The sequence below is a fragment of the Teichococcus wenyumeiae genome (assembly GCF_003696345.1).
GTDB lineage: Bacteria > Pseudomonadota > Alphaproteobacteria > Acetobacterales > Acetobacteraceae > Pseudoroseomonas > Pseudoroseomonas wenyumeiae.
In genome coordinates this window covers 155,225-179,822 of the sequence record NZ_RFLX01000010.1, presented here as the reverse complement: position 1 = coordinate 179,822, position 24,598 = coordinate 155,225, and the positions used below count along the sequence as shown (strand labels likewise).

General features: G+C 67.7%; 21 protein-coding genes. 19 read left to right on the top strand and 2 right to left on the bottom strand.

Going from position 1 to position 24,598, the window contains the following annotated elements; translation table 11 throughout:
- Positions 1-250 precede the first annotated feature (250 nt).
- From EBE87_RS15015 to EBE87_RS15005, 3 genes are all read left to right on the top strand, one after another.
- The gene (locus EBE87_RS15015) at positions 251-1,861 is read left to right on the top strand and encodes a catalase (RefSeq protein ID WP_120636978.1); all 1,611 of its coding nucleotides are present in this window, start codon (positions 251-253) and stop codon (positions 1,859-1,861) included.
- A 125-nt stretch (positions 1,862-1,986) separates the two neighbouring features.
- The gene (locus EBE87_RS15010; RefSeq protein WP_120636979.1) at positions 1,987-4,335 is read left to right on the top strand and encodes a molybdopterin guanine dinucleotide-containing S/N-oxide reductase; all 2,349 of its coding nucleotides are present in this window, start codon (positions 1,987-1,989) and stop codon (positions 4,333-4,335) included.
- A gap of 27 nt (positions 4,336-4,362) precedes the next feature.
- A complete protein-coding gene (locus tag EBE87_RS15005; protein ID WP_120636980.1) occupies positions 4,363-5,958 on the top strand; it encodes an ABC transporter substrate-binding protein in 1,596 nt (531 codons plus the stop codon).
- 45 nt (positions 5,959-6,003) lie between these two features.
- Here EBE87_RS15005 and EBE87_RS15000 read toward each other — a convergent pair whose 3' ends face one another.
- Positions 6,004-7,437 carry a M20 family metallopeptidase gene (locus EBE87_RS15000; protein WP_120636981.1) on the bottom strand — a complete coding sequence of 478 codons (1,434 nt, stop codon included), beginning with the start codon at positions 7,435-7,437 and terminating at the stop codon, positions 6,004-6,006.
- Between the two features lie 180 nt (positions 7,438-7,617).
- Here EBE87_RS15000 and EBE87_RS14995 point away from each other — a divergent pair, with 180 nt between their 5' ends.
- From EBE87_RS14995 to EBE87_RS14950, 10 genes are read left to right on the top strand one after another with little or no spacing between them, the layout of a single operon-like run.
- Positions 7,618-8,706, top strand: a complete 1,089-nt coding sequence (locus EBE87_RS14995; protein ID WP_120636982.1) for a single-stranded-DNA-specific exonuclease RecJ family protein — start codon at positions 7,618-7,620, stop codon at positions 8,704-8,706.
- A complete protein-coding gene (gene uvsE, locus EBE87_RS14990) occupies positions 8,703-9,794 on the top strand; it encodes a UV DNA damage repair endonuclease UvsE (RefSeq protein ID WP_122140055.1) in 1,092 nt (363 codons plus the stop codon). The genes EBE87_RS14995 and uvsE overlap by 4 nt, the downstream gene beginning before the upstream one ends.
- 13 nt (positions 9,795-9,807) lie before the next feature.
- Entirely contained in the window at positions 9,808-11,541 is a 1,734-nt protein-coding gene (locus tag EBE87_RS14985; protein WP_120636983.1) for an outer membrane protein assembly factor BamB family protein, read from the top strand.
- Positions 11,538-12,071, top strand: a complete 534-nt coding sequence (locus EBE87_RS14980) for a c-type cytochrome (RefSeq protein WP_120636984.1) — start codon at positions 11,538-11,540, stop codon at positions 12,069-12,071. Before EBE87_RS14985 ends, EBE87_RS14980 begins: the two co-directional genes overlap by 4 nt.
- Before the next feature lie 2 nt (positions 12,072-12,073).
- The gene (coxB, locus tag EBE87_RS14975; protein WP_120636985.1) at positions 12,074-13,057 is read left to right on the top strand and encodes a cytochrome c oxidase subunit II; all 984 of its coding nucleotides are present in this window, start codon (positions 12,074-12,076) and stop codon (positions 13,055-13,057) included.
- The gene (gene ctaD / locus EBE87_RS14970) at positions 13,054-14,967 is read left to right on the top strand and encodes a cytochrome c oxidase subunit I (RefSeq protein WP_120636986.1); all 1,914 of its coding nucleotides are present in this window, start codon (positions 13,054-13,056) and stop codon (positions 14,965-14,967) included. Before coxB ends, ctaD begins: the two co-directional genes overlap by 4 nt.
- Complete coding sequence (locus EBE87_RS14965) at positions 14,964-15,566, top strand: cytochrome c oxidase subunit 3 (protein ID WP_120636987.1); 603 nt, start codon at positions 14,964-14,966, stop codon at positions 15,564-15,566. Before ctaD ends, EBE87_RS14965 begins: the two co-directional genes overlap by 4 nt.
- Positions 15,563-15,895, top strand: coding sequence for a hypothetical protein (locus EBE87_RS14960; protein WP_120636988.1), 333 nt, complete (start codon positions 15,563-15,565; stop codon positions 15,893-15,895). Before EBE87_RS14965 ends, EBE87_RS14960 begins: the two co-directional genes overlap by 4 nt.
- Entirely contained in the window at positions 15,883-16,788 is a 906-nt protein-coding gene (locus tag EBE87_RS14955) for a cytochrome c oxidase assembly protein (protein WP_120636989.1), read from the top strand. The genes EBE87_RS14960 and EBE87_RS14955 overlap by 13 nt, the downstream gene beginning before the upstream one ends.
- Positions 16,769-17,302, top strand: coding sequence for a c-type cytochrome (locus EBE87_RS14950; RefSeq protein ID WP_199707140.1), 534 nt, complete (start codon positions 16,769-16,771; stop codon positions 17,300-17,302). The genes EBE87_RS14955 and EBE87_RS14950 overlap by 20 nt, the downstream gene beginning before the upstream one ends.
- Positions 17,303-17,305: 3 nt before the next feature.
- Here the strand turns inward: EBE87_RS14950 and EBE87_RS14945 are convergent, their stop codons facing one another.
- Complete coding sequence (locus tag EBE87_RS14945; RefSeq protein WP_120636990.1) at positions 17,306-18,265, bottom strand: c-type cytochrome; 960 nt, start codon at positions 18,263-18,265, stop codon at positions 17,306-17,308.
- A 324-nt stretch (positions 18,266-18,589) separates the two neighbouring features.
- Here EBE87_RS14945 and rutA point away from each other — a divergent pair, with 324 nt between their 5' ends.
- The 6 genes from rutA (at position 18,590) to EBE87_RS14915 (ending at position 24,596) form a co-directional block, all read left to right on the top strand.
- The gene (rutA, locus tag EBE87_RS14940; RefSeq protein ID WP_120636991.1) at positions 18,590-19,669 is read left to right on the top strand and encodes a pyrimidine utilization protein A; all 1,080 of its coding nucleotides are present in this window, start codon (positions 18,590-18,592) and stop codon (positions 19,667-19,669) included.
- Positions 19,669-20,400 carry a pyrimidine utilization protein B gene (rutB, locus tag EBE87_RS14935; protein WP_120636992.1) on the top strand — a complete coding sequence of 244 codons (732 nt, stop codon included), beginning with the start codon at positions 19,669-19,671 and terminating at the stop codon, positions 20,398-20,400. Before rutA ends, rutB begins: the two co-directional genes overlap by 1 nt.
- 13 nt (positions 20,401-20,413) lie before the next feature.
- Positions 20,414-20,803 (top strand): pyrimidine utilization protein C, encoded by a 390-nt coding sequence (gene rutC / locus EBE87_RS14930; RefSeq protein WP_120636993.1) that lies wholly within the window; start codon positions 20,414-20,416, stop codon positions 20,801-20,803.
- Positions 20,804-20,811: 8 nt separating this feature from the next.
- Positions 20,812-21,576: a pyrimidine utilization protein D gene (rutD, locus tag EBE87_RS14925; RefSeq protein ID WP_233553073.1), complete on the top strand. Its 765-nt coding sequence runs from the start codon at positions 20,812-20,814 to the stop codon at positions 21,574-21,576.
- Positions 21,577-21,658: 82 nt separating this feature from the next.
- The gene (locus EBE87_RS14920) at positions 21,659-23,608 is read left to right on the top strand and encodes a bifunctional 2',3'-cyclic-nucleotide 2'-phosphodiesterase/3'-nucleotidase (protein WP_120636995.1); all 1,950 of its coding nucleotides are present in this window, start codon (positions 21,659-21,661) and stop codon (positions 23,606-23,608) included.
- A 31-nt stretch (positions 23,609-23,639) separates the two neighbouring features.
- Positions 23,640-24,596 (top strand): BMP family lipoprotein, encoded by a 957-nt coding sequence (locus EBE87_RS14915; protein ID WP_120636996.1) that lies wholly within the window; start codon positions 23,640-23,642, stop codon positions 24,594-24,596.
- Positions 24,597-24,598 lie beyond the last annotated feature (2 nt).

Below are 24,598 nucleotides of genomic sequence, written 5' to 3'. Positions count from 1 at the left end.
AACAGCACAGACAAACAACACACACACATACACCCACGCGGGGTGGAGCAGCCCGGTAGCTCGTCAGGCTCATAACCTGAAGGCCGGGACGCTTTCTCCACATATGGTGGATTTCTGCACCGCAACAATTTAGCTTGTTGTTGTAAAGCCAAGCTGAAGTTGCTCGGGGCTATTTCTCTTCCACTCGCCCGGAACTGTCCTGCTAGTCTCCTGTTGATTCTTATCCAACAGGATCGCAGGAGGGCGTTGCATGACTGAGCCGTCGCAGAAATCCATCCTCACGACCCGGCAGGGCCACCCGGTCCGGGATAACCAGAGCTTGCGCAGCGTGGGCGAGCGTGGTCCTGCCACGCTCGAGAATTACCAGTTTATCGAAAAGATCACTCATTTCGATCGAGAGAGAATTCCGGAGCGGGTGGTGCATGCCCGAGGCACCGGTGCTCACGGGTATTTCGAGGCCTATGGCACCATCGGTGGCGAGCCCGCGACGAAATACACCCGTGCCAAGGTGCTGACCCAGGCTGGCAAGAAGACACCGCTCTTCGTCCGCTTCTCTACCGTCATCGGCAGCAAGGACAGCCCCGAAACAGCGCGTGATCCGCGCGGCTTCGCTGTGAAGTTCTATACCGAGGAGGGCAACTGGGACCTCGTAGGCAACAACCTCCGGATCTTCTTCATCCGCGACGCCATCAAGTTCCCGGACATGATCCATGCCTTCAAGCCGGACCCGGTGACGAACCGCCAGGAGGCTTGGCGCTTCTATGACTTCGTGCAGCACCATCCGGAAGCGCTGCACATGGTCACCTGGGTCAAAAGCCCCTGGGGCATTCCGGCAAACTACCGCCACATGGAAGGCTCCAGCGTCAACACCTACAAGCTGGTGAATGACGAAGGCGAGGCCGTTCTGGCCAAGTTCTCCTGGGTGCCGAAGCAGGGCGTAAAGAACCTGACCTCGCCTGAGGCCGCCAAGATTCAGGCCGAGGAAGTCGGCCACGCCACCAAGGACCTCTACGAGGCCATTGAGCGCGGCGATTACCCGGAATGGGAATTCTGCGTCCAGGTCATGGCGGATGGCGAGCATCCTGAACTTGACTTCGACCCGCTGGACGACACCAAGCGCTGGCCCGAGGACCAGTTCCCGCTGCTGCCGATCGGCCGCATGGTGCTGAACCGCAACGTGGACAACTTCTTCGCGGAGATCGAACAATCCGCCTTCGGTACCGGCGTGCTGGTGGATGGCATCGACTTCTCGGACGACAAGATGCTGCAGGGAAGAACCCTGTCCTATTCGGACACGCAGCGCTACCGCGTCGGCCCCAATTATCTGCAACTGCCGATCAATGCGCCCAAGGTGAAGGCGCATACCAACCAGCGGGACGGGCAGATGGCCTATCGCGTGGATGAGGCGGGCAGCAACAAGCACGTCAATTACGAGCCCAGTTCCCAGGGCGGCTTGCATGAGGCGCCGCAGCCCGGGAAGGACTACCACCAGTATGTCGAGGGCCATCTGGGCCGCTACCAGACCACCTACACGCAGTCGGACTACAAGCAGGCCGGCGACCGCTACCGCTCCTTCGAGGATTGGGAGCGCGACGACCTGATCAACAACATGGTCGCCGACATGAAGGCCTGTCCGGAGGACATCGCCCTCCGCATGGTCTGGCACTGGTGGCACTGCGATGAGGACTACGGCAGCCGCGTCGCCGAAGGCGCCGGCATCGACCTGAAGAAGGCCCTGGCCCTGCCGCCACTGCCGGGCAAGCCTGCTCCGGGCGAGCGCCGCAGCGGCCCCACCTATACCAGCGGCCAGCGCGAGGAAGGCACCCAGCAGGGTGCTGACCGCATGAGTCTGGCGAAGTAACATCCCTGCCGGCCGCGAAGCGCATCCTTCGCGGCCGGTCTGGTTCTGGCATTGACCGATAAACCGCCTTAAATCCTGGAACTCACCGGCACCTAGGGTGCCAGCGATGTTCTTGGGGCCATGCCATGACCGACAAAGCTGCCAATACCCGGGGCGCGGAGGCTGAGTACCGTCCCCATACCTCCCACTGGGGCGTCTTCGATGCCCGTTGGCAGGATGGCACGCTGGAAGTCCGCCCCTATGCGGGCGACCCGGACCCCAACGGCATCATCGACAATTTCCCCGCCGCCCTGCGCCATCAGGCCCGCATCGCGCAGCCGATGGTCCGGCGTGGCTGGCTGGAGCGCGGCCCCGGTCCTGACGACCGCCGCGGGCGGGACGAATTCGTCCCCATGTCCTGGGACGCGGTGCTGGACCTGCTGGGTGGTGAGCTGCGCCGCGTGCGCGATACCCATGGCCCCGGCGCCGTCTTCGGCGGCTCCTATGGCTGGGCCAGCGCCGGGCGCTTCCACCATGCGCAGAGCCAGGTGCATCGCTTCCTGAACATGGCCATGGGCGGTTATGTGCGCTCGGTCAACAGCTACAGCTCGGGCGCTTCCTCTGTGCTGGTGCCCCATATCCTCGGCAACTACGAGGAGCTGACCAAGAACAACGTCAGCTGGGAACAGATCGCCGAGCATACCGATATCGTGCTGGCCTTCGGCGGCATGGCGCTGAAGAACAGCATGGTGGCCGGCGGCAGCGTCAGCCAGCATGTGGAGCGCGGCTGCATGGCCCGCGCCAAGGCGCGCGGCTGCGACTTCGTGCTGGTCGGCCCGCTGCGCTCCGACCTGCCGGAGGAAGCCGGCGCCGAGTGGATCAGCAATATCCCCGGCACCGACACGGCGCTGATGCTGGCGCTGATGCATACCCTGGTCACCGAGGGTCTGCACGACCGTGTCTACCTGGACCGCTTCACCGCCGGTTGGCCGGTCTTCGAGCGCTACCTGCTGGGCGAGGCCGACGGCCAGCCGAAGACCGCCGCCTGGGCCGCGCCCATCACCGGTGTCCCGGCCGAGGAGATCGTGGCCCTGGCCCGCCGCCTGCACGGCAAGCGGGCGCTGATCGTGGTGGCGCATTCGCTGCAGCGGGCCGAGCATGGCGAGCAGCCGGTCTGGGCCGGCGCCGCGCTGGCGGCCGCCCTGGGCCAGATCGGCCTGCCCGGCGGCGGTTATGGCTATGCGCTGGGTGCCATCGCCTATTACGGCCGGCGGGCCAATGCGGTGCCGCTGCCCACCCTGGCCCAGGGCCGCAACCGGGTGACGGATTTCATTCCCGTCGCCCGCATCGCCGATATGCTGCTGAACCCCGGCGGGCCCTATCGCTACAACGGCCAGACCCGCGCCTATCCGGATATCAAGCTGGTCTACTGGGCCGGCGGCAACCCATTCCACCACCACCAGGACCTCAACCGCCTGCGCCACGCCTTCGCGCAGGTGGATACGCTGGTGGTGCATGAACTGGCCTGGACCGCCACGGCCCGCCACGCCGACATCGTCCTGCCCTGCACCATGACGCTGGAGCGCGAGGATATCGGCGCCAATTCCCACGACCCGCTGATGGTGGCCATGCACAAGCTGGCGGAACCTTTCGGCGAGGCGCGCGATGACTACGATATCTTCGCCGGCCTGGCCGAGCGGCTGGGTGCGGGCGAAGTCTTCACCGAGGGCCGCACCTCCCGCCAGTGGCTGGAGCATCTGTACGAGCGCACCCGCACCGCATTGGCCGAGAAGGGCCTGCCGGCGCCGGACTTCAACACCTTCTGGCAGCTTGGCCGCCTGGAACTGCCCCAGGCGCCGGATGATGGCGGCGAGCAGCGCCGCTTCCGCAACGACCCTGAAGGCCAGCCGCTGCCGACCCCCAGCGGCAAGATCGAGATCTTCTCGGAAACCATCGCCAGCTACGCGGAGCCGGATTGCCCCGGCCACGCCACCTGGCTCGCGCCCCAGCACGTGCCGACGCCCGAAGCGCCGCTCTTCGTGGTGGCCAACCAGCCTGCCACGCGCCTGCACAGCCAGCTCGACTTCGGCGGCCACAGCGCCGGCGCCAAGCGCCGCGGGCGCGAAGTCGCCAGCCTGCACCCCGATGACGCTGCGGCGCGCGGCATCGCGGATGGCGACATCATCCGCATCTTCAACGAGCGTGGCGCCTGCCTCGCCGCCGCGCGGGTCACCGAGGATGTCCGCCCCGGCGTCATTCAGCTTCCCACCGGCGCCTGGTACGACCCGGTGGACCCGGAGGAGGAGAAGCCCCTCTGCGTCCATGGCAACCCGAATGTGCTGACGCGCGATGTCGGCACCTCCGGCCTCGCCCAGGGCTGCACCGGCCAGCTGACGGTTGCGGAGGTGGAGCTTTTCACCGGCAACCTGCCGCCGGTGCGCGCCTTCGAGCCGCCCGTTCCCGCCCGTGCCGAGGCCGAGCCGGCCGGCAACTGACTTCATACGATCTTTCGGAGAGACTCGATGCTGCGCCGTGACCTCACTCGTCTGGCCTTGCTTTCACCCCTGGCGGCGCCCTTCCTGGCCCGTGGCGCGCAGGCCCAGGGTGCCGCTGGCGATACGCTGAACATCGCGATCGGCGGCGGCATTACCTCCGTCGACCCGCATTTCTTCGCGGCCTCGCCCAACCACACCGCCGCCTTCCATCTCTTCGACCGGCTGGTGAACCGCACGGCCAATGCCGGCATCGAGCCGGGCCTCGCGGAATCCTGGCGCGCGGTCTCGGACACGGTCTGGGAATTCAAGCTGCGGCCCAATGTCACCTGGCACGACGGCAAGCCTTTCACAGCCGATGACGTGGTCTTCACCTATACCCGTGCCCGCAACGTGCCCAACAGCCCGGGCGGCTTCGGCTCCTACCTCGCCTCCATCAAGACGGCGGAGGCGGTGGACCCGCTGACGCTGCGCCTGACCACCTTCACCGCCGCGCCGGTGCTGCCGCGCCAGCTCACCTCGGTGCATATCGTCTCCCGCCACGTGGGCGAGAATGCCACCACGGCCGACTATAACAGCGGCAAGGCGGCCATCGGCACGGGTCCCTACAAGTTCGTCCGCTACGTGCCCGGCGACCGCTTCGAGGTCACCCGCAACGACAACTGGTGGGGCCCGAAGCAGGAATGGCGACAGGTGGTGATCCGCCACATCGCCGCGCCGCCGGCCCGCACCGCCGCCCTGCTTTCGGGTGAGGTCGCGGTGATCGACAACCCGCCGGCCAGCGACCTGCCACGCTTGCGCGCCGCGCCGAACCTGGAACTGGTGCAGACCCAGGGCCTGCGCGTCATCTATCTCGGCCCCGATTTCAGCCATGCCGAGAACCCGCCCGAGGTGACGGACAACGAAGGCAAGCCCTTCGCCAAGAGCCCGCTGCTGGACAAGCGCGTGCGCCAGGCGCTGAGCGTCGCCATCAACCGCCCGGCGCTGGCGGAGCGGGTGATGCAGGGCATGGCCAGCCCGACCACGCAATGGATGGCGCCCGGCATGTTCGGTTATGCGCCGGATGTGAAGGTGCCCGCCTTCGACCCCGACCGCGCCAAGGCGTTGCTGGCCGAGGCCGGCTTCCCGCAGGGCTTCCGCATCACCATCCGCACGCCCAACGACCGCTACCCCAACGATGCCGCGACCGCCCAGGCCGTGGCGCAGATGTGGACGCGCGCCGGCGTGCAGACGCGGGTGGAGGCCATGCCCTGGAGCGCCTATGTGCCGCGCGCGGCGGGCCAGGAATATTCCATGTGCCTCTGGGGCTGGGGCAGCGGCACGGGCGAGGGCAGCAACGTGCTGAGCGGCGTGCTGGCCACCTTCGACAAGGCCAAGGGCCGCGGCGCCAGCAATGACGGCCGCTATTCCAACCCCGAGCTGGATGCGCTGACCGACCGCGTGCTCTCCACCATCGACGATGCGCAGCGCGAGAAGCTGATCCAGCAGGGCGTGGCCATGGTGGCCGATGACCTGCCGATCATCCCGCTTGTCATGCTGACCAATGCCTGGGCGGTGCAGAAGGGCCTGCGCTATGAGGCGCGGGCGGACGAGCTGACGCTCGCCATGGGTATCCACCGCGTCTGAGGCGGCGGGCTGGCGCGGCGCCTTTGAAGACGCCGCGCCGGTTCCTCAGTGGCCGCCGGCCATGTCGAAGGGCGGCTGGACCCCCTTCGGGATCGGGAAGACGCTCGGCGAATCCGCCGTGCGGGCGGCATGTTCCGCCTTGGCCTTCTCCACCAGCGCCGGGTCCTTGAAGAGGTCGGCGGCGGTGCCGGCCATCACCTTGGCCACATGTTCCAGCCCCTTGTGCGCCGCGCCGGCCTTGCCCTGCGCCACGATCTGCCAGGAATGCCCCGGCGTGCCCACTGCATGGGTGGCGCCGCGCGCCTGCACCGTCGGCACCTTCCAGGAGACCGAGCCGACGTCCGTGGAGCCGATGCCCTCGCTCAGCGGCCGGTCCAGCGGCATCAGGCGCTCGGCCAGGGCCTCATCCTTCATCGGCGGGATGCCGGCGCGCTTGTAGGCGGCGGAGATATCCTCGGGCGAAAGCGTCGCCTGGATCTGCCGGGCGAAGTCATGGTCGGCTGGGTCGAAGCGCGGCGGGCCGAGGCGCTGGAAATTGGCTTCCATCACTTCCTCCAGCGGCCGGTTGCCGACCAGCTCGGCATCGGCGGACAGCACGCGCTCCTCCACCTGCGTCTCGCTCATCAGTGCGGCGCCCTGGGCGATCTTCTTCACCCGCTCCAGCAGCCCCAGCACCTCGGTCATGGTATGGGCGCGGATCAGGTAGCGCACCCGCGCCTTGCCCTGCACCACGTTGGGCGCGATGCCGCCGGCATCCTGGATGGCGTAGTGGATGCGGGCATGGCTCGGCATATGCTCGCGCATGTAGTTCACGCCGACATTCATCAGCTCCACCGCATCCAGCGCGGAACGGCCCAGATGCGGCGCTGCCGCGGCATGGGAGGAACGGCCAGTGAAGGCGAAATCCACTTCCATGCAGGCCAGGGAATAAGCCTGGTTGACGCCCGAGAAATGCGCCGGGTGCCAGCAGATGGCGACATCCACGTCATCGAAGGCGCCATCGCGCACCATGAAGCCCTTGGCGGAACCGCCTTCCTCGGCGGGGCAGCCGTAGTAGCGCACGCGGCCCTTCAGCCCATTGGCCGCCAGCCAGTTCTTCACCGCCGTGGCCGACAGCAGGGAGGCGGAGCCCAGGATGTTATGGCCGCAGCCATGCCCGCTGCCGCCGGCCTCCAGCGGCCGGTGCTCGGCCAGGCCGGCTTCCTGCGACAGGCCGGGCAGGGCGTCGTATTCGCCGAGGATGGCGATCACCGGCCCGTCCTCGCCTGCCTCGCCCATCACGGCGGTGGGGATGCCGGCGACATTCTCCGTCACGCGGAAGCCTTCCTGCTCCAGCATCTGCCGGTGCTCGGCGGCGGAACGGTGCTCCGCGTAGTTCAGCTCCGGCATGCCCCAGACACGGTCGCTGAGAGCGAAATAGTCTTCCCGCCGCGCCTCGACCTCGTGCCAGACCTGCGCGGTGTTGCTTTGGCTCGCCATGGGCCAGCTCCTCCTGATCCTACCGACGTTCTAGGCCAGGGCAGACGATGGGAGAACAGGGGGGAGGGCTCCGGCCCTCGCTTTCGCGTGCGGCTGGAAACCCGGCCTTGGCCTCTGGCTTTTGCTCCACAGCGGCGCGGCATCCTGACCATGCGGCGCGGCGCAGGAGGGACGCGGCCCATGCCAGAGCAACACGCCAGCGAAGCCGGGCCGGATGCGGCCTGGCTAGCGGCGCGGCAGGCTGAATTCCGGGCAGCGCTGGCGCAGTTCGACCGGGCAAGACCCTTGCTGGTGCTGGGCCACCATGACGCCGATGGCCTCTCCGCCATGGCCATACTGGCGCGTGCGCTGGGGCAGGCCGGGTGGCAGGTCAAAACCCGCATCATCGGGCGCGGCGAGAATGCCTGGACGCCCGAAATGGCCGCCGAATTGCAAGCGCAGGAGATGGGCGGGCTGATCGTGGCGGATCTCGGCAGCCGAGCGGCGCTGCTGCGCCCCGGCACGCCCACCGTGGTGCTGGACCACCACGTGCCCACCGGCAGGCCGGAGGCGGCCTTGCTGATCAGCGGCCATGGATTGCATCCGGTGCCCACCACCTCGTTGCTGGCCTGGTGGTGCGCCGCCGCGGTGACGGAGGCCGAGGATCTGCTCTGGCTCGCCGCACTGGGCATCATCGGTGACCCGGAGGAGAAGGCAGGCTTCGTGGAACTGGCCCGGGCACGGGAACGCTGGGGCATCACCGCGTTGCGCGACGCGACCTCGCTCGTGAACGCGCCGCGCCGGGCGGGCGCAGGTGACGCCGGCCCTGCGCTGGCGCTGCTGCTGAAGGCGGATGGCCCCAAGGCCGTGCTCTCAGGCGACTACCCGGAGATCGCAGTGCTGCGCGCCGCCAAGGCGGAGGTGCAGGAAGCCCTGGCCGAAGGGCGCCGTGTCGCGCCACGGATGCAGGGCGAGGTGGCGCTGATCCCGCTGCATTCGGCCTGCCAGATTCACCCGCTGGTGGCGCAGCAATGGAAAACCCGGCTGAAAGGCAAGATCGTGATCGCGGCGAATACCGGCTACCGCCCCGGCTGGGTGCATTTCGCTGCCCGCGCCGCGCAGGGCACCGACCTGATCGCATTCCTGCGCGAGCATCGGCCGGATGGCGCGGACCCTGAGCAATATGGCAATGGCCATGCGCGGGCCTCGGGCGGCGCCCTGCCGCCGGAAGCCTGGAACCGCTTCGTTTCGGACCTCGGCTTCGGCGCCGATGTGCGGGTGCCGGCATGACCCGCCGCACGCCGCGCCAGCAGGCCCCCGTACACGCGGAAGGCGCGGCGCCGCTGCGCCTGGGCTTTCCCGTGAAGTTCATGGGCGACCCGGAGATCAAGAGCAACGACACCCGCCGCTGGCAGCAGAACCCGCATCTGAAGGTGTCGCTGGAATATATCGACCGGGGGCTGGACTACCTCGACAAGCACGACATCCGCATGTACCGGATGTCCTCCGACCTCGCGCCCTATGCCACGCATCCGGACATGCCGCAGTTCCATTCCATGGTGCGCGACAGCGATGCGGAGTTGCGTGCACTGGGTGCCAAGGCGAAGCGGCTGGGCATCAGGTTGAGCTTCCACCCTTCCCAGTATGTCGTGCTCAACAGCCCTGACGAGGCGCTGGTGAAGAAGAGCATCTGGGATCTCTCCTCCCAGGCGGAAATGCTGGACCGCATGGAACTGGGGCCGGAAGCGGTGATGGTGATCCATGTCGGCGGCACCTATGGCGACCGCCCCAGCGCCAATGCCCGGTGGGTGGAAACCTGGAAGCGCAAGCTGCCCGAGCATGTAAAGCGTCGGCTGGTGCTGGAGCATGACGACCTGCGCTTCTCGGTCTCCGACATTCTCTGGATTCACGAACATACCGGTATGCGCTTGATCTTCGACCACCAGCATTTCTGGTGCCTGAATCCCGACCGGCTGGATATGCGGCAGTCGCTGGAGCGCGTGCTGCGCACCTGGCCGGATGGGCAGCGGCCGAAAGTGCATTTCTCCTCTCCCCGTACCGAGATGCGGGAGGTGAAGCGGAAGGAGAAGGGCACGCGGAAGCTGAAGACCGTATTCGTCGCGCCGGTGAACACCGGCCATGCGGATTTCTGCAACCCCTTCGAGTTCATCACCTTCATGCGGATCGCTGAAGGGTTGGAGTTCGACGTGATGCTGGAAGCCAAGGTGAAGGACCTTGCCCTGATCCGCCTGCGGCCGGACCTGTTGCGTTATGCCCCGGATGTGGCCTCCCGCTTTGGGCTGCAGCCCTCGTCCGTCACAGCGCTGGAGGCTGAGGAAGATGCGGTGCTAGAGGAAGAGGCCGACGCCGGCGCCTGACAGAATACCCGGCATGTTCCACCGGCTTGCGAGGCTTCTGAGCGTGATGGCCTGCCTGGCGCTGGCGCCCGCCGGCGTCGTTTGGGCCAGTGACGGCGGCACGGCGCCGGAGGCCCAGCCGGGCTTCAGCACGCTGGACCAGCTCACGCCAGCCAATGTCGGCGGGCTGCAACCCGTGGCCAGCCTTCCCACCGGCAGCCGGGGCGCGCATGGCGCAGCGCCTGTTATCGCCGGTGACACAGCCTTCATCCTGACGCCTTTCCCGCACGAACTGCTGGCGCTGGACCTCCGCGCGCCCGGCCTGCCGGTGAAGTGGCGCTACCGTCCCGCCGCCGACAGCATGGCGGCCGGGCAGGGCGGCGGCGGGCGTAACGCCCCGGTGGCGGAAGGCGGCCGTGTTTTCTTCACCACCCTGGACGGGCATGCCATCGCACTGGATGCCGCGACCGGCGTGGTCCTGTGGGACATGCGGGTTGCCGACCTGGCGCAGGGCGAGACCTTGCGCGCGCCGCCGCTGGTCGCGCGTGGCACTGTGCTGCTGGGCAATGGCGGCGACGATTTCGGCGCGCGGGGGTGGATCGCCGCACTCTCCGCCGAGACTGGCGCGCTGCTCTGGAAGCGCTACAGCACCGGGCCGGATGAGGCGGTGGGCATCGGCCCTGGTTTCGCCTCCGCGGGGCAGGAGGCCAATCTCGGCGTCACCACCTGGTCGCCCTCAGCCTGGCAGCATGGCGGCGGCGGTGTCTCCGGCCCCATCCTCTGGGATGCGGCGGCGGGTCTGGTCTTTCACGGCACCGGCTATCCAGCCCCCTGGAACCCGGATCAGCGCCGTGGCGACAACCGCTGGACCTCCGGCCTCTTTGCCCGTGCGCTGGAAGACGGCGCGGCCCGCTGGTTCCTGCCGGTCAGCCCGCATGACCTCTATGCCCTGGGCAGCACCACGCCCAACCTGCTGCTGGACCGCGAATGGCAGGGGCGCCAGCGCCCGCTGCTGGTGCATCCGGATGCCAATGGGCATGTCTATGTGTTGGACCGCCTCAGCGGCGCGCTGCTCTCGGCGGAAGCCTTCCTGCCGGTGAATGCCACCGAGGGACTGGACCCAGCGCAAGGCGTGCTGCGGCGGAACCCGGCGAAGCAGGTCCGCTCCGGCGGCACCACCACCGGCATCTGCCCTGCCCATCCAGGGGCGGTCGGGGGCGCCGCGGCTTACTCGCCCCGCACCGGCCTGCTCTACATCCCGGCCCGGCGGCTCTGCATGGATCTCGAAGCGCGGGATACGACCTTCATACCGGGCACGCCCTTCACCGGCGCCAACCTGCGGCAGATGCCGGCGCCCGGCCTTTACCCCGGGGCGCTGGTGGCCTGGGACCTGGGCGCCGCACGCGTGGCCTGGACAAAGGACGAAGCCCTGCCGCTGGAAGGCGGTGCGCTGGCCACGGCGGGTGGGCTGGTTTTCTATGGCACCGCGGAAGGCGTGCTGAAGGCGTTGGATGCCAACACCGGCGCCGAGCTCTGGCGTTTCCAGGCGGCCTCGGGGATCATCGCGCCGCCGGTCAGCTACCAGGGGCCGGATGGGCGGCAATTTGTCGCGGTCCTAGCCGGGACAGGTGGCTTTCCCGGCGCCGCGGCGGGGAGGGAGATCGACATCCGCGACGCAACCGCCGCTGAGGGCCGGGCCCTCGCCATGCGCCGCCTGCCGCAGCCGCCGGAGGCCGGCGGCATGCTCTACGTCTTTGCCCTGCCATGACGGCGAAGGCACGCGCCGCCACGCTGATCCTGCTCGCGCTGACCCTGGCCGCCTGCAAGCGGGAGGAGCGCGCCACCCGCCTGGACCCGCCAGTGGCCGAGGCGCTGGACAAGGTGGCGGTGCTGCCCGTCGGCATCGGCGGCCGCCCGCCCGAGGTTTACCCCGCGCTGGGCAGCCCTTATCGCAGCAATGCCTATCAACTGAGCCAGGGGAAGCGGCTCTATGAATGGTTCAACTGCCGGGGCTGCCATGCCGATGGCGGCGGCAATACCGGCCCCGCCCTTCTCGACGGCTGGTGGCGCTACGGCCCCGATGCGGTCTCCATCTTTGTCTCCATCCGTGACGGACGTCCCAACGGCATGCCCGCCTTCCGCGACCGCCTGACCACCGAGCAGATCTGGCAGCTCACCGGCTACATCCAGTCCATGGGCGCGACCGCGATCTCGGTGGCGGCACCCTCGCGCAGCGACCGCATGCAGTCCCGCCCGGCGGAAAACCGCGCCCCGGCCACCTTCCCGGCACCGCGCTAGTCATGCCTCGCCCCTGGCTTTTGGCGATCGGCCTGCTCTGCACCGGCTGCTCCTCCAACTGGCAGTCGGCGCTGGAGCCGCAAGGCGATGTGGCGCGGCATCTGGACGGGCTCTTCTGGCTCTTCACCATCACCGCCGTGGTGATCTGGCTGGCGGTGATGCTGGTGCTGCTGCTGGGGCTGTGGCGGCGGGCGCGGCTGCCGCAGGCGGTGGCCGACCGCCGCGCCGGCATCGCCGTGGGCGCCGCCGTCGCCGCGACCGTGGTGATCATCAGTGGCCTGACACTGGCCAGCTATCTCGCCACCCGCCCGCTGGCCAGCGACGCGCCGGATGCGCTGGTCATCCGCCTGCGTGGCTTTCAGTGGTGGTGGGAAGCGACCTACCAGGACGAGGCACCGGACCGCGGCTTCCTGACCGCCAACGAGATCCATATCCCCGTCGGACGCCCGGTGCGGATCGAGCTGGCCGCCGCCGATGTCATCCATTCCTTCTGGGTGCCCAATCTCGCCGGCAAGCAGGACATGATCCCGGGCCGCGACAACGCCATCACCTTCACCGCGCAGCAGCCCGGCATCTGGCGCGGCCAGTGCGCCGAGTTCTGCGGCTTGCAGCACGCCCATATGGCACTGCTGGTGGTGGCCGAACCGCCCGAGGCCTTCGACCGCTGGCGCGAGGCGCAGATCGCCGAGGCCCGCCCGCCGGCCGACGAGGTGGAGGCGGAAGGCCAGCGGCTGCTGGAGGCCAAGGCCTGCTCCGCCTGCCATACCGTGCGCGGCACGACGGCGGCTGGCACATTGGGGCCGGACCTGACGCATCTGGGCTCTCGTCAATATCTCGCCGCAGGAATGCTGCCGATGACGCGTGGCGCGATGGCAGCCTGGATCGCGGACCCGCAGGGCGTGAAGCCCGGCAACAACATGCCCATGGTGCCGCTGACGGCGGACGAGTTGCAGGCCCTCTCGGCCTATCTGGTGAGCCTGAAATGAGCGACGAACGCCCGCCGCACGACCTGCGCGACACGATGCTGGCGGAGGCATCGCTGGCGCACGGGCTGACGCGCACCTGGCGGACACCGGCCGGGCTGCTGGGCGCGCTCTCCACGGTGGACCACAAGATCATTGGCCGCCGCTATATCGCGACGGCCTTTGTCTTCCTGGCGCTGGGCGGCATCCTCGGGCTGCTGATGCGCTGGCAGTTGGCGCGGCCGGAGGCACGGGTGATCGGGCCCGACCTCTACAATCAGATCTTCACCGTCCATGGCACGAACATGATGTTCCTCTTCGCCGTGCCGGTGATGGAGGCCTTCGCCGTCTACCTGGTGCCCCTGATGGTGGGCACGCGCAACATCGCCTTCCCGCGCCTGAATGCCTTCTCCTACTGGGTCTATCTGGCGGGCGGCATCCTGCTCTGGGTGGCCTTCATCCTCGATACCGGGCCGGATGTCGGCTGGTTCGCCTATGTGCCGCTCTCCGGCCCGCAATACGCCGCTGGCAAGCGCGCCGATATCTGGGCGCAGATGATCACCTTCACCGAGATATCGGCCCTGGCGGTGGCGGTGGAAATCGTGGTGACGGTGCTGAAGCAGCGCGCGCCGGGCATGTCGCTGAACCGTGTCCCGCTCTTTGTCTGGTCGATGCTGGTGACATCCTTTGTCATCATCCTCGCCATGCCGGCTGTCATGGTGGCCAGCACCGCGCTGATCCTGGACCGGCTCGTGGGCACGCATTTCTTCAACCCGGCGGAAGGCGGGGATGTGCTGCTCTGGCAGCACCTCTTCTGGTTCTTCGGGCACCCGGAGGTCTACATCATCTTCATCCCGGCGGTGGGGATGATCTCCTCCATGCTGCCCACTTTCTGCCGGCGGCCGATTTTCGGCTACCTGCCGCTGGTGCTGGCGGTGGTGGGCACGGGCATTCTGGCCTTCGGGCTCTGGGTGCATCACATGTTCACCACGGGCCTGCCGCGGATGGGGGAGAGCTTCTTCACCGCATCCTCCATGGCCATCGCGGTGCCGAACGGCATCCAGATCTTCTGCTGGCTGGCGACCATCTGGTACGGCCGCCCGGTGCTGAAGACGCCGATGCTGATGATCCTGGCTTTCTTCTTCACCTTCATCCCCGGCGGCCTCACCGGCGTGATGGTGGCCTCGGTGCCGCTGGATACGCAGGTGCACGACACCTATTTCGTCGTGGCGCACTTCCATTACGTGCTGGTCGGCGGCGCCGTCTTCCCGCTGATCGGCGCCGTCTATTACTGGTACCCCAAGTTCGTCGGGCGGATGATGAGCGAGCGCATCGGCCGCTGGGTGGCCGGGCTGCTGCTGGTGGGCTTCAACCTGACCTTCTTCCCCATGCATATCCTGGGGCTGCAGGGCATGACCCGGCGCATCTACGCCTATCCGGAGGAAATGGGGTGGGGCGGCATGAACCTCTTCGTCAGCCTCAGCGCCGTGGTGCTGGCGGCGGGCTTCCTGCTGTTCTTTATCGACGTGTTCCGCGCCGCACGCCACGGGCCCGAGGCCGGCGAGAACCCCTGGGGCGCCGCGACGCTGGAATGGGCCACCGCTTCTCCGCCGCCGCCTTATAACTTCGCGCGCATTCCCGTGGTCCGCAGCGCCAACCCGCTGTGGGATTCGCCGGACAGCCTGCCCGTGGCCACGGGGTTGCGCGTGGACCGGCGTGAGCTGCTGGTGACCAGCGTCACCGAGGCCAGGCCTGAGGCGCGGGAAGCCTCCCCCAGCGATTCCATCTGGCCGCTGATCGCCGCGATCTGCACCTGCTCCATGCTGCTGGCCTCCATCTTCACGCCCTGGGCGGTAGTCTGGGGCATGATCCCTGTCGCGGCCGCGCTGACCGCCTGGTTCTGGCCCAAGGGCAGCCCGGAGGAGGAGGCATGAGGCAGCATATCGTCGCCGACCTCGGCGACCTTCCCCTGCATGGCCAGAAGAGCGCCAGCATGACCTGGTGGGGCACGCTGGCCTTCATGCTGATCGAAGGCACCGGCTTCGCGCTGATGATCGGCGTCTATCTCTATTTCGCCAGCCTGGCGCCGGAATGGCCGATCAACGCCCCGCCGCCGGACCTCGGGCCGGGCACCGGCGTCACGCTGCTGCTGCTGGCCAGCCTGGTGCCCAACTGGCTGCTCGGCCGCTGGGCGGCGGCGGAGGATCTGCGGCGGGTGCGGATCGGCCTGCTGCTGATGGCCGCCTTCGGCATCGCGCTGATGGTGCTGCGGATCTGGGAATTCGCCGCCCTTAACGTGAGCTGGGATGCCAATGCCTATGGTTCCACGGTCTGGGTGCTGCTGGGCCTGCATACCACCCACATCGTCACCGACCTGGGCGAGACCTTCGTGCTCTGCGCGATGATGTTCAGCCGCCATGCCAACAATCCCCGCCGCTTCGGCGATGTGCAGGATGGCGTGCTCTACTGGTATTTCGTGGTGCTGACCTGGCTGCCGATCTATGCCTGTCTCTACGGGATACCACGGCTATGACGGCACGGCATGATCCCTGGCGGCTTCTGGCACTGCTGGCGGGCCTGGCCGTGGGGCCAGGCATCTGGGCGCTCAGCACCCAGTTGGGCCAGATCCTGCCTTATGCGGAATGCGGCGCCAGCATCCGCCCCAGCACCATCTTCGCCGGGCTGGGCGCCCTGTTGTCGCTGGGTTCGGCCTGGCTGTCATGGCGCGGTGCCGCGGGCCTGCGGAAGGAGGAGGCGATGCGCTTCACCGGCCAGATGGCCGCGTTGATGGGGCTGCTCTTCGCCTTCGCGCTGCTGTTGCAGGCGGCGGCCACCCTGGTGCTCTCCGGATGCGAGCGCTAGCCCCCGCACTGCCGGCGGCCTTGCTGCTGGCGCCTGCCGCCGCGCTGGCCCATGGCGCCGACCCGCACGGCGAGGTCCCGGTCTGGACCTTCGACCCCTGGGTGGTGCTGCCCTTGCTGGCGGCACTGGCCCTCTATCTCGGCGGGCTGGCGGCGCTGTGGCGGCGAGCGGGTCTGGGGCATGGCATCCGCTTCTGGCGGGCGGGCTGCTACCTGGCCGGCTGGCTTGCCCTGGCCGGTGCCCTTCTTTCGCCGCTGCACTGGTGGGGGGAGCATCTCTTCACCGTCCATATGATCGAGCATGAGGTGGCGATGATCGTCGCTGCCCCGTTGCTGGTTCTGGGGCGGCCGCTGGGGGCGGGGCTCTGGGCCTGGCCGGCCACGCCGCGCCGGTGGCTGGGCCAGATGGCCCAGGGAGGAGGGGCAGCCGGCCTGCCCTGGCGGCTGCTGACACGGCCGGCGGTGGCATCGCTGCTGCATGCCGTCGCCATCTGGGCCTGGCATGTGCCGGCGCTATTCGACGCCACGGTCACCAGCACCGGGCTGCACCGGCTGCAACACCTCAGCTTCCTGCTCAGCGCGCTGTTGTTCTGGTGGGCCATGCTGCAAAGGGCGCATCCCGGCACGGCGGCCGCGCATCTCTTCGTCACCATGGTGCATACCGGCATCCTGGGCGCCGTGCTTTGCTTCGCGCCGCGTGTGCTGTTCCGCGCCCAGACGGCGCAGGCCGGCCTCTGGGGCCTGACGCCGCTGGAGGACCAGCAACTGGCGGGGCTGGTGATGTGGGTGCCCGGCGGCATCGTTTATGTCGGCGCGGCGCTGGCTTTCGTCGCGCTCTGGGTCCGCCGCAGTGGCGGTTGGAAGGATGGTGGCGATGCCCTCCATGCTTCTTAGCCTGTTGCGGCTGCTGGCGGTGCTGCTGCCTGTCAGCTGGGCGCTGGACCGCTGGCTGCGCGGGCACCGCCCCGCCATGGCGCCGGCGCGGGAGGGTTCCACGCCGCTGCCCCTGCGCCAGCGCCGGCGCTGGTTGCTCGGCCTGAGCGGCGCACTGGGCCTGGCGGTGGCCGCCGCGGCCTTCGCGCAATGGAGCGCGGGGAGGGAGGCCGAGCGTATCGCCCGCGCCCTGACGGGGGGAGAGCCCGCCCGCGCCCCGGTGCTGATCACCCGCTATGGCTGCGGCGGCTGCCATGCCATTCCCGGCGCGCCCGGCGCAGATGGCCGCGTGGCCGGGCCGCTGGCTGGCCTGCGGGAGCGGGTTTATCTCGGCGGCGTGCTCCGCAACACGCCGGAGAACCTGGTGGCGTGGATGGTGAATCCGCGCGCCTTCTCACCCCGCACCGCCATGCCGGCGACCGGCATCACCGAGGCCGAGGCGCGCGATGTTGCCGCCTGGCTCTACGCCCACTGAGCCTCAGGGCTTCGGCGTCGGCCGGGGCGGCTGGGACAGGATATAGGCGGCAATCGCCTCACGCTCCTCGCGCGGCACGCTGGCGGTATTGACCACCACATCGGCCATCGAGGAAGCGACCTTGCGCCCATCCGGCGTCCAGCCGGTGGTCAGCAGCGTCACCATGTCCTCGCGCGACCAGCCTTCCAGCTTCGCCTGCGTGATATTGGGCACGAAGCCGACACCCTCCTGGTCAGGCCCGCCGGCAAAGCGGGTTTCCGGCTTGATGGCGTTGAGGATGTTGCGGGAGGAATGGCACTCGGCGCAGTGCGTCACCGCTTCCACCAGGTAGTGGCCGCGGTTCCAGGCAGCATCCTTCGACGGGTCCTCGACGATGGGTTCGCGTTCGAGGAACAGCAGCTTCCAGAAGCCGATGGCGCGGCGCAACTTGAAGATCAGCGGCAATTCATGCGGGGGCACGCGGCCCTGGACCGGCGGCAGGGTGCGCAGGTAGGCCCAGAGATCTGCCACGTCCTCCGGCCGCATCCGCGCGTAGCTGGTATAGGGCAGCGCCGGGTAATAGTGCTGCCCGGCCGGCGAGACGCCGGATACGAGCGCATTCGCCAGATCGATGCCACGCCAGCGGCCGATGCCATCCTGCGGATCGGGCGAGATGTTGGGTGGCCGGAAGGTGCCGAAGGGCGAAGTGAGCGCCATGCCGCCACCCAGCCGAAGCCGGTCCTGCTGCCCCGGCGTGGAATGGCATGAGGCGCAGTCGCCCAGCGCGAAGATCACCTGGCCGCGTGTGGCATCGCCATGCTCGAAGCGCTCCGCATCGGCTTCTTCGAAGGCCTTGACGGGTGCGGAAAGAGCATAGGCCCCCAGGCCGATGGCCACGACAGCCGCCGCAAGCACCCACCACCAGCGGCGGCGCGGGGCGAGGAAGCCCGGCCGTCGTGGCAATTTCGCTTTCGGTCTGCGCATGGGCACATGATATCGGGCGAACCGACACCTGCTCAAGCCATGCTGCCCACCACCGCTGGCCACGGCCGCGTGATGGCTGCTTGAGAAAGGTTCACCAACCCACGACGAGGAGGGATGCGGCGCCTCGCGCTCCCGCACTTCTCCACACCGCAGCCCAAGAAGAGGGCAAAGAGCCGCCCGAAAGCGGCATGTTTAGGCTGATTCCGAACAAACAGCCTGAATTGCCGTGAAAACTCTCATCCCGGCTGCCTTTGGCACGCCGCGTGCTGAGTTTCGGGAGCCGCCCGGCTGCCGGGCGCATGGTCGGATCACGGAGGAGCGGATATGGATATCGGCGTCTTCATTCCCATCGGCAACAACGGCTGGCTGATCTCGGAGACGGCGCCGCAATACAAGCCCAGCTTCGATCTCAATCGTGCCATCGTGGAGAAGGCGGAGCGCTACGGCTTCGATTTCGCGCTCTCCATGATCAAGTTGCGCGGCTTCGGCGGAAAGACCGAGTTCTGGGACCACAACCTCGAGACCTTCACGCTGATGGCGGGGCTGGCGGCGGTCACGTCCCGCATCAAGCTTTATGCCACGGCGGCGACGCTGGTGATGCCGCCCGCCATCGTCGCGCGCATGGCATCGACCATCGACAGCATCTCCCATGGCCGTTTCGGGCTGAATGTCATCACCGGCTGGCAGAAGCCGGAATACAGCCAGATGGGCCTCTGGCCAGGGGACGAGTTCTTCCGGACGCGCTACCAGTATTTGGCCGAATATGTGCAGGTTCTGCGCGACCTGTGGGAAACCGGCCGCAGCGACCTGAAGGGCGAATTCTTCCAGATGGAAGATTGCCGCCTCAGCCCCCGGCCACAGGCGGATATGAAGATCATCTGCGCCGGCACCAGCGAAGCGGGGCTGGCATTCACCGCCAGATATGCCGACTACAACTTCTGCTTTGGGCTGGGCCTGAACACGCCCAAGGCTTTCGCCGCCACGACCGAACGCCTGCGCGCCGCTACCGCGAAGGAGGGGCGCGAGGTGCCTGCCTTCCCGCTGTTCATGGTTATCGCCGACGAGACGGACGAGGCCGCGATGGCGAAGTGGGAGCGCTACAAGGCCGGTGCCGATACCGAGGCGCTGCAATGGATGGTGTCGCAGACGGAAGCCGACAAGAATGCCGGAAAAGACGCCAACGTACGCAACATGGCGCGGGCGGATTCGGCGGTGAACCTCAACATGGGAACCGTGGTCGGGTCCTATGCCACCTGCGCGCGGCTGCTGGACGAGATCGCGGAAGTGCCAGGCGCCGGCGGCGTGATGCTGACCTTCGACGACTTCCTGGAAGGGATCGAGGCCTTCGGGCAGCATATCCAGCCGCTTATGCAAAGCCGCCGGCATGTGATGGAGCTGGCCTGATGCCGCAAGCCGCCGCCGGCTTCGCGCCGGAGAGTGTCCTCCGCCCCGCCGTGACCCTGCCGGCGCGGCCGGAACCGCTGCGCCTGCGGGCTTCCGAGACGGCGCTGATCATCGTGGACATGCAGAATGCCTATGCTTCGGCAGGGGGCTACCTCGACCTCGCGGGCTTCGATGTTTCCGGCGCGGAAGCCGCCATCGCCGCCATCGCCAAAGCGGCGGAAGCGGCCCGGGCGGCCGGTATTCCGGTCTTCTATCTCCAGAACGGCTGGGACGCTGACTATGCCGAGGCGGGTGGACCAGGCTCACCCAACTGGCACAAGTCGAACGCGCTGAAGACCATGCGCAGGCGCCCGGAACTGGAAGGCCGGTTCCTGGCCAAGGGCGGCTGGGACTACGCCCTGGTGGATGCCCTGGCACCGCAGCCTGGTGACTTCGTGGTGCCGAAGACGCGCTACAGCGGCTTCTTCAACACGAACATGGATAGCCTGTTGCGCGCACGCGGCATCCGGAACCTGATCTTCACCGGCATCGCCACGAATGTCTGCGTCGAATCCTCGCTGCGCGACGCCTTCCACCTGGAATACTTCCCGGTGATGCTGGAGGACGCGACGCACCACGCGGGGCCCGACTACATCCAGAAGGCCACGGTCTACAACGTGGAGACCTTCTTCGGCTGGGTGTCCACCGTGGCCGATTTCTGCGGCGCCATCGGCCAGCAGCCATCGGCCTGAAGGAAAAGCCTCCATGCCCATGAAGCCCATCGTTCCTCCTGGCAGCGGCAAGCCCATCGCGCCCTTCTCCCCCGGCGTGATGGCGGACAACGTCCTCTATGTTTCCCGCACGCTGCCTTTCGACCACGACAACAACGTGGTGCATGCCGGCGATGCCGCGGCACAGACACGCCATGTGCTGGAGACCATCAAGGGTGTTGTCGAAGCCGCCGGCGGCAGCATGGCGGATGTCACCTTCAACTCCATCTTCATCACCGACTGGGCGAACTACGCCGCTATCAACAGTGTTTATGCCGAATACTTTCCGGGCGATAAGCCGGCGCGCTACTGCATCCAGTGCGGCTTGGTGAAGCCGGAGGCGCTGGTCGAGATCGCCAGCTTCGCGCATCTGCCCCGCGCATGAAGTACCAGGTGCTGGGCCGAACCGATGCGGCCGAGACGGTGCTGCTCTCGGCAGGCCTTGGCGGTGCCGGCAGCTTCTGGGCTCCGCAGGTCGAGGCGCTATCGCGTGACTATCGTGTGGTGCTCTACGACCATCGCGGCACCGGCGCCAATGCCGGGCCGTTGCCGGGCGGCTATACCATCGGCCACATGGCCGAGGATGTGATCGAGATTCTCAATGCGCTCGGCGCCCCGCGGGCGCATCTGCTTGGCCATGCGCTGGGTGGGCTGGTGGCGCTGGAAGTAGCCCTGCGGCACCCTGGGCGCGTCGGCCGCGTCGTTGTGGTCAATGGCTGGCTGAAGGCGGACAGCCACACCCGCCGCTGCTTCGACACGCGCTTGGCCGCGCTGCGGGGCGGCGGCCCGGGCGCCTATGTCCGGGCACAGCCGATCTTCCTTTATCCCGCCGCCTGGCTCTCGGCCCATGCGTTGCGGGTGGAGGCCGAGGAAGCGCACGGTCTCGCGCACTTCCAGGGCGAGGCCAATCTGTTGGCGCGCATTGGCGCCTTGCTGGCCTATGATGCCAGCGGCACCGCCGGCGGAGTTGCCACGCCCGTGCTGGTTGCTGCCGCGCGGGATGACGTGCTGGTGCCCTGGACAGCCTCCGAGGCCATGGCCAGAGCCTTGCCAAAGGCCAGGCTCTGGCTTGTGCCGGAAGGAGGGCATGCTTTCACCGTGGTGGAGCCGGCGCCCTTCAATGCCGAGCTCCTCCGCTTCCTCGCGGAACCAGCCTAGCCGCTTCGCGCCTTCCCGGTTGATCGGTACGCTTCCGGCAGCGACAATGCCGCCGCGTAATCAACACAGCTGGGCAGGTCCCATGACGTCGATTTCCCGCCGTGCCTTGCTGTTGAGCGGCGCCGCTCTTCCGCTGGCGCTTTCCCGTGCGCCCGTGGCCCATGCTCAGAATCCTGCCAAGCTGAAGCTGCGGCTGCTGGAAACCACTGATCTGCACGTCAATGCTTATCCCTATGATTACTACCGGGACCGGGCGGACGATACGGTTGGGCTGGCCAAGACCGCGTCGCTGATCGCTGCGGCGCGGGCGGAGGTTCCAAATGCATTGCTGTTTGATAACGGCGATGTCATCCAGGGCAGCCCGCTGGGCGACTACATGGCTTATTCACATGGGCTGAAGCCGGGGCAGGTGCACCCGATCATCGCGGCTATGAACGAGCTAGGTTATGTCTGCGGCACGCTTGGCAACCATGAGTTCAATTACGGGCTGGACTATCTCGGAACCTCGCTGGCCGGGCAGAACTTCCCCAGCGTCTGCGCCAATGCTTTGAAGCCGGATGGCACCACGCTGGTGCCGCCCACCCGCGTCTTCACGCGGGAGATGGTGGATGAGGCGGGGCAGAAGCACAGCCTGCGGATCGGCGTCATCGGCTTCGTGCCACCGCAGATCGTGCGGTGGGACCAGGCCAACCTGAACGGCAGGCTGACCACCATCGACATCGTGGAGGCCGCGCGCCAGCATCTGCCGAAGCTGCGGGCGGAAGCGGATGTGGTCGTGGCGCTGTGCCACTCCGGCATCGCCGGGGGCGAGCCGAAGGCGGGCGCCGAGAATGCCGCGCTCTATCTGGCGCAGGTGCCGGGAATCGACGCCATCCTGACCGGCCATCAGCACCTGGTTTTTCCTGGCAGTGACTTCGCCAATATCGCTGGCGTGGATGCCAAGCGCGGCACGCTGCACGGTGTGCCGGCGGTCATGGCCGGCTTCTGGGGCAGCCACCTTGGCGTGATCGACTTAGAGTTGGAACGCCAGGGCAGCGCCTGGAAGGTCGTCGGCTTCCGCACCGAGGCACGCCCGATCTACGAACGCACGCCGGACCGCAAGATCGTCTCGAAGGTCGATGCCACCGCCGCCGTGCTGGCTGCCGCGCGCACCGCACATGAGGCGACGCTGGCCTATGTGCGCCAGCCGGTGGGCGAGACCAAGGGCTTCATCAACAGCTACTGGGCGCTGGTGGCGGATGATCCTTCGGTGCAGATCGTTTCCAATGCGCAGACCTGGTACGTCAAGGAACTGGCCCGGAATGCCGGCCTGGGCCACTTGCCGCTGCTTTCCGCCGCCGCGCCTTTCAAGGCAGGCGGGCGCGGTGGGCCGGACTACTTCACGGACGTGAAGCCCGGGCCGATCGCCATCAAGGATGTCGCGGATATCTACCTTTATCCAAATACCGTGCGCGTGGTGAAGGTGACGGGCGCGCAGGTGCGGGAATGGCTGGAGCGTTCCGCGGGCCTGTTCAACCATATCGATCCGGCTTCGAAGGCTGAGCAGGCGCTGATCAACGGCAAGTTCCCTTCCTATAATTTCGATGTCATCGACGGCATCAGCTACAAGATCGACGTCACCCAGCCCGCACGATACGACAACGAGGGCAAGGTGGCGGCGCCTGAGGCACATCGCATCCGCGACCTCGCTTTCAATGGCCAGCCGGTCGATGAGGCGCAGGAGTTCCTTGTTGCCACCAACAACTACCGAGCCGGTGGCGGCGGCAACTTCCCGGGAGCGGATGGCAAGACCATCGTGATGGAGGCGCCCGACCTCAACCGCGACGTGGTGGTACGCTACATCATCGCACAGAAGAGCATCGACCCCACGGCCGACAGCAACTGGTCGCTGGCGCCCTGGCCGAAGGATGCCGTAGTCAGCTATGTCACGGGGCCGGGGGCCGCGGCCTTCCGCCCCGCCGGGCTGAGCGTGGAGGAGATGGGCCACACGCCGGAAGGCTTCACCAAGTATCGCCTCGGCCATGCCGGCTGACGCGGCGCAGCACAGAGAACGGAGCTCCACCATGAAGAAGATGCTCGCCACGGCGATGGCCGCCGCCCTGCTGACCATCGGTGCCGCGCAGGCCGCCGAGATCTCCCCCGCCGTTGTTTTCGACATGGGCGGCAAGTTTGACAAGTCCTTCAACGAGGGCGTGCATGACGGCGCGGAATCCTTCACCAAGGAAACCGGCATCGCGGTACGGGAATTCGAGCCGCAGAACGACACGCAGCGTGAGCAGGCGCTGCGCAACTTCGCCCGCCGTGGCCAGACGCCGATCATCGCCGTGGGCTTCAACCAGGCCAGCGCGGTGAAGACCGTGGCCGCCGAATTCCCGAAGCTGCGATTCGTCATCATCGATTCGGTGGTGGAGGCGCCCAATGTGCAGTCCATCGTCTTCCGGGAAGAGCAGGGCTCCTATCTTGCCGGCATGCTCGCGGCGCTGAAGAGCACGACGGGCAAGGTCGGCTTTGTCGGCGGCATGGACGTGCCGCTGATCCGCAAGTTCGCCTGTGGCTACGTGCAGGGCGCGAAGGCCGGCAAGCCGGGCATCGAGGTGCTGCAGAACATGACCGGCTCCACGCCCTCCGCCTGGAACGACCCGGTACGTGGCGGCGAGCTGGCGCGGTCGCAGATCGAGCGTGGCGCGGATGTGATCTTCCACGCGGCGGGCGCGACCGGCATCGGCGTTCTCCAGGCGGCGTCGGATGCCGGCAAGTTCGGCATCGGCGTCGATTCCAACCAGAACCACCTGCATCCAGGCCATGTGCTGACCAGCATGGTGAAGCAGCTCGATGTCGCCACCTACAGGACGCTGATGGAGGCGCGTGACGGCAGCTGGAAACCGGGCACCCAGGTGCTGGGGCTGGCGGAAGATGGCGTGGGCCTGGCCTTCGACAGCAACAACGCCTCCATCGTCACGGCCGAGACGCGCGCGAAGATCGATCAGGCCAAGGCCGATATCATCGCCGGCAAGGTGTAGGT

What these genes read in the sequence shown, in the direction of transcription:
- EBE87_RS15015 (WP_120636978.1), top strand. Translation starts at nt 251, where the DNA reads ATGACTGAGCCGTCGCAGAAATCCATCCTCACGACCCGGCAGGGCCAC.
- EBE87_RS15010 (WP_120636979.1), top strand. Translation starts at nt 1,987, where the DNA reads ATGACCGACAAAGCTGCCAATACCCGGGGCGCGGAGGCTGAGTACCGT.
- EBE87_RS15005 (WP_120636980.1), top strand. Translation starts at nt 4,363, where the DNA reads ATGCTGCGCCGTGACCTCACTCGTCTGGCCTTGCTTTCACCCCTGGCG.
- EBE87_RS15000 (WP_120636981.1), bottom strand. Translation starts at nt 7,437, where the DNA reads ATGGCGAGCCAAAGCAACACCGCGCAGGTCTGGCACGAGGTCGAGGCG.
- EBE87_RS14995 (WP_120636982.1), top strand. Translation starts at nt 7,618, where the DNA reads ATGCCAGAGCAACACGCCAGCGAAGCCGGGCCGGATGCGGCCTGGCTA.
- uvsE (WP_122140055.1), top strand. Translation starts at nt 8,703, where the DNA reads ATGACCCGCCGCACGCCGCGCCAGCAGGCCCCCGTACACGCGGAAGGC.
- EBE87_RS14985 (WP_120636983.1), top strand. Translation starts at nt 9,808, where the DNA reads ATGTTCCACCGGCTTGCGAGGCTTCTGAGCGTGATGGCCTGCCTGGCG.
- EBE87_RS14980 (WP_120636984.1), top strand. Translation starts at nt 11,538, where the DNA reads ATGACGGCGAAGGCACGCGCCGCCACGCTGATCCTGCTCGCGCTGACC.
- coxB (WP_120636985.1), top strand. Translation starts at nt 12,074, where the DNA reads ATGCCTCGCCCCTGGCTTTTGGCGATCGGCCTGCTCTGCACCGGCTGC.
- ctaD (WP_120636986.1), top strand. Translation starts at nt 13,054, where the DNA reads ATGAGCGACGAACGCCCGCCGCACGACCTGCGCGACACGATGCTGGCG.
- EBE87_RS14965 (WP_120636987.1), top strand. Translation starts at nt 14,964, where the DNA reads ATGAGGCAGCATATCGTCGCCGACCTCGGCGACCTTCCCCTGCATGGC.
- EBE87_RS14960 (WP_120636988.1), top strand. Translation starts at nt 15,563, where the DNA reads ATGACGGCACGGCATGATCCCTGGCGGCTTCTGGCACTGCTGGCGGGC.
- EBE87_RS14955 (WP_120636989.1), top strand. Translation starts at nt 15,883, where the DNA reads ATGCGAGCGCTAGCCCCCGCACTGCCGGCGGCCTTGCTGCTGGCGCCT.
- EBE87_RS14950 (WP_199707140.1), top strand. Translation starts at nt 16,769, where the DNA reads ATGCCCTCCATGCTTCTTAGCCTGTTGCGGCTGCTGGCGGTGCTGCTG.
- EBE87_RS14945 (WP_120636990.1), bottom strand. Translation starts at nt 18,265, where the DNA reads ATGCGCAGACCGAAAGCGAAATTGCCACGACGGCCGGGCTTCCTCGCC.
- rutA (WP_120636991.1), top strand. Translation starts at nt 18,590, where the DNA reads ATGGATATCGGCGTCTTCATTCCCATCGGCAACAACGGCTGGCTGATC.
- rutB (WP_120636992.1), top strand. Translation starts at nt 19,669, where the DNA reads ATGCCGCAAGCCGCCGCCGGCTTCGCGCCGGAGAGTGTCCTCCGCCCC.
- rutC (WP_120636993.1), top strand. Translation starts at nt 20,414, where the DNA reads ATGCCCATGAAGCCCATCGTTCCTCCTGGCAGCGGCAAGCCCATCGCG.
- EBE87_RS14920 (WP_120636995.1), top strand. Translation starts at nt 21,659, where the DNA reads ATGACGTCGATTTCCCGCCGTGCCTTGCTGTTGAGCGGCGCCGCTCTT.
- EBE87_RS14915 (WP_120636996.1), top strand. Translation starts at nt 23,640, where the DNA reads ATGAAGAAGATGCTCGCCACGGCGATGGCCGCCGCCCTGCTGACCATC.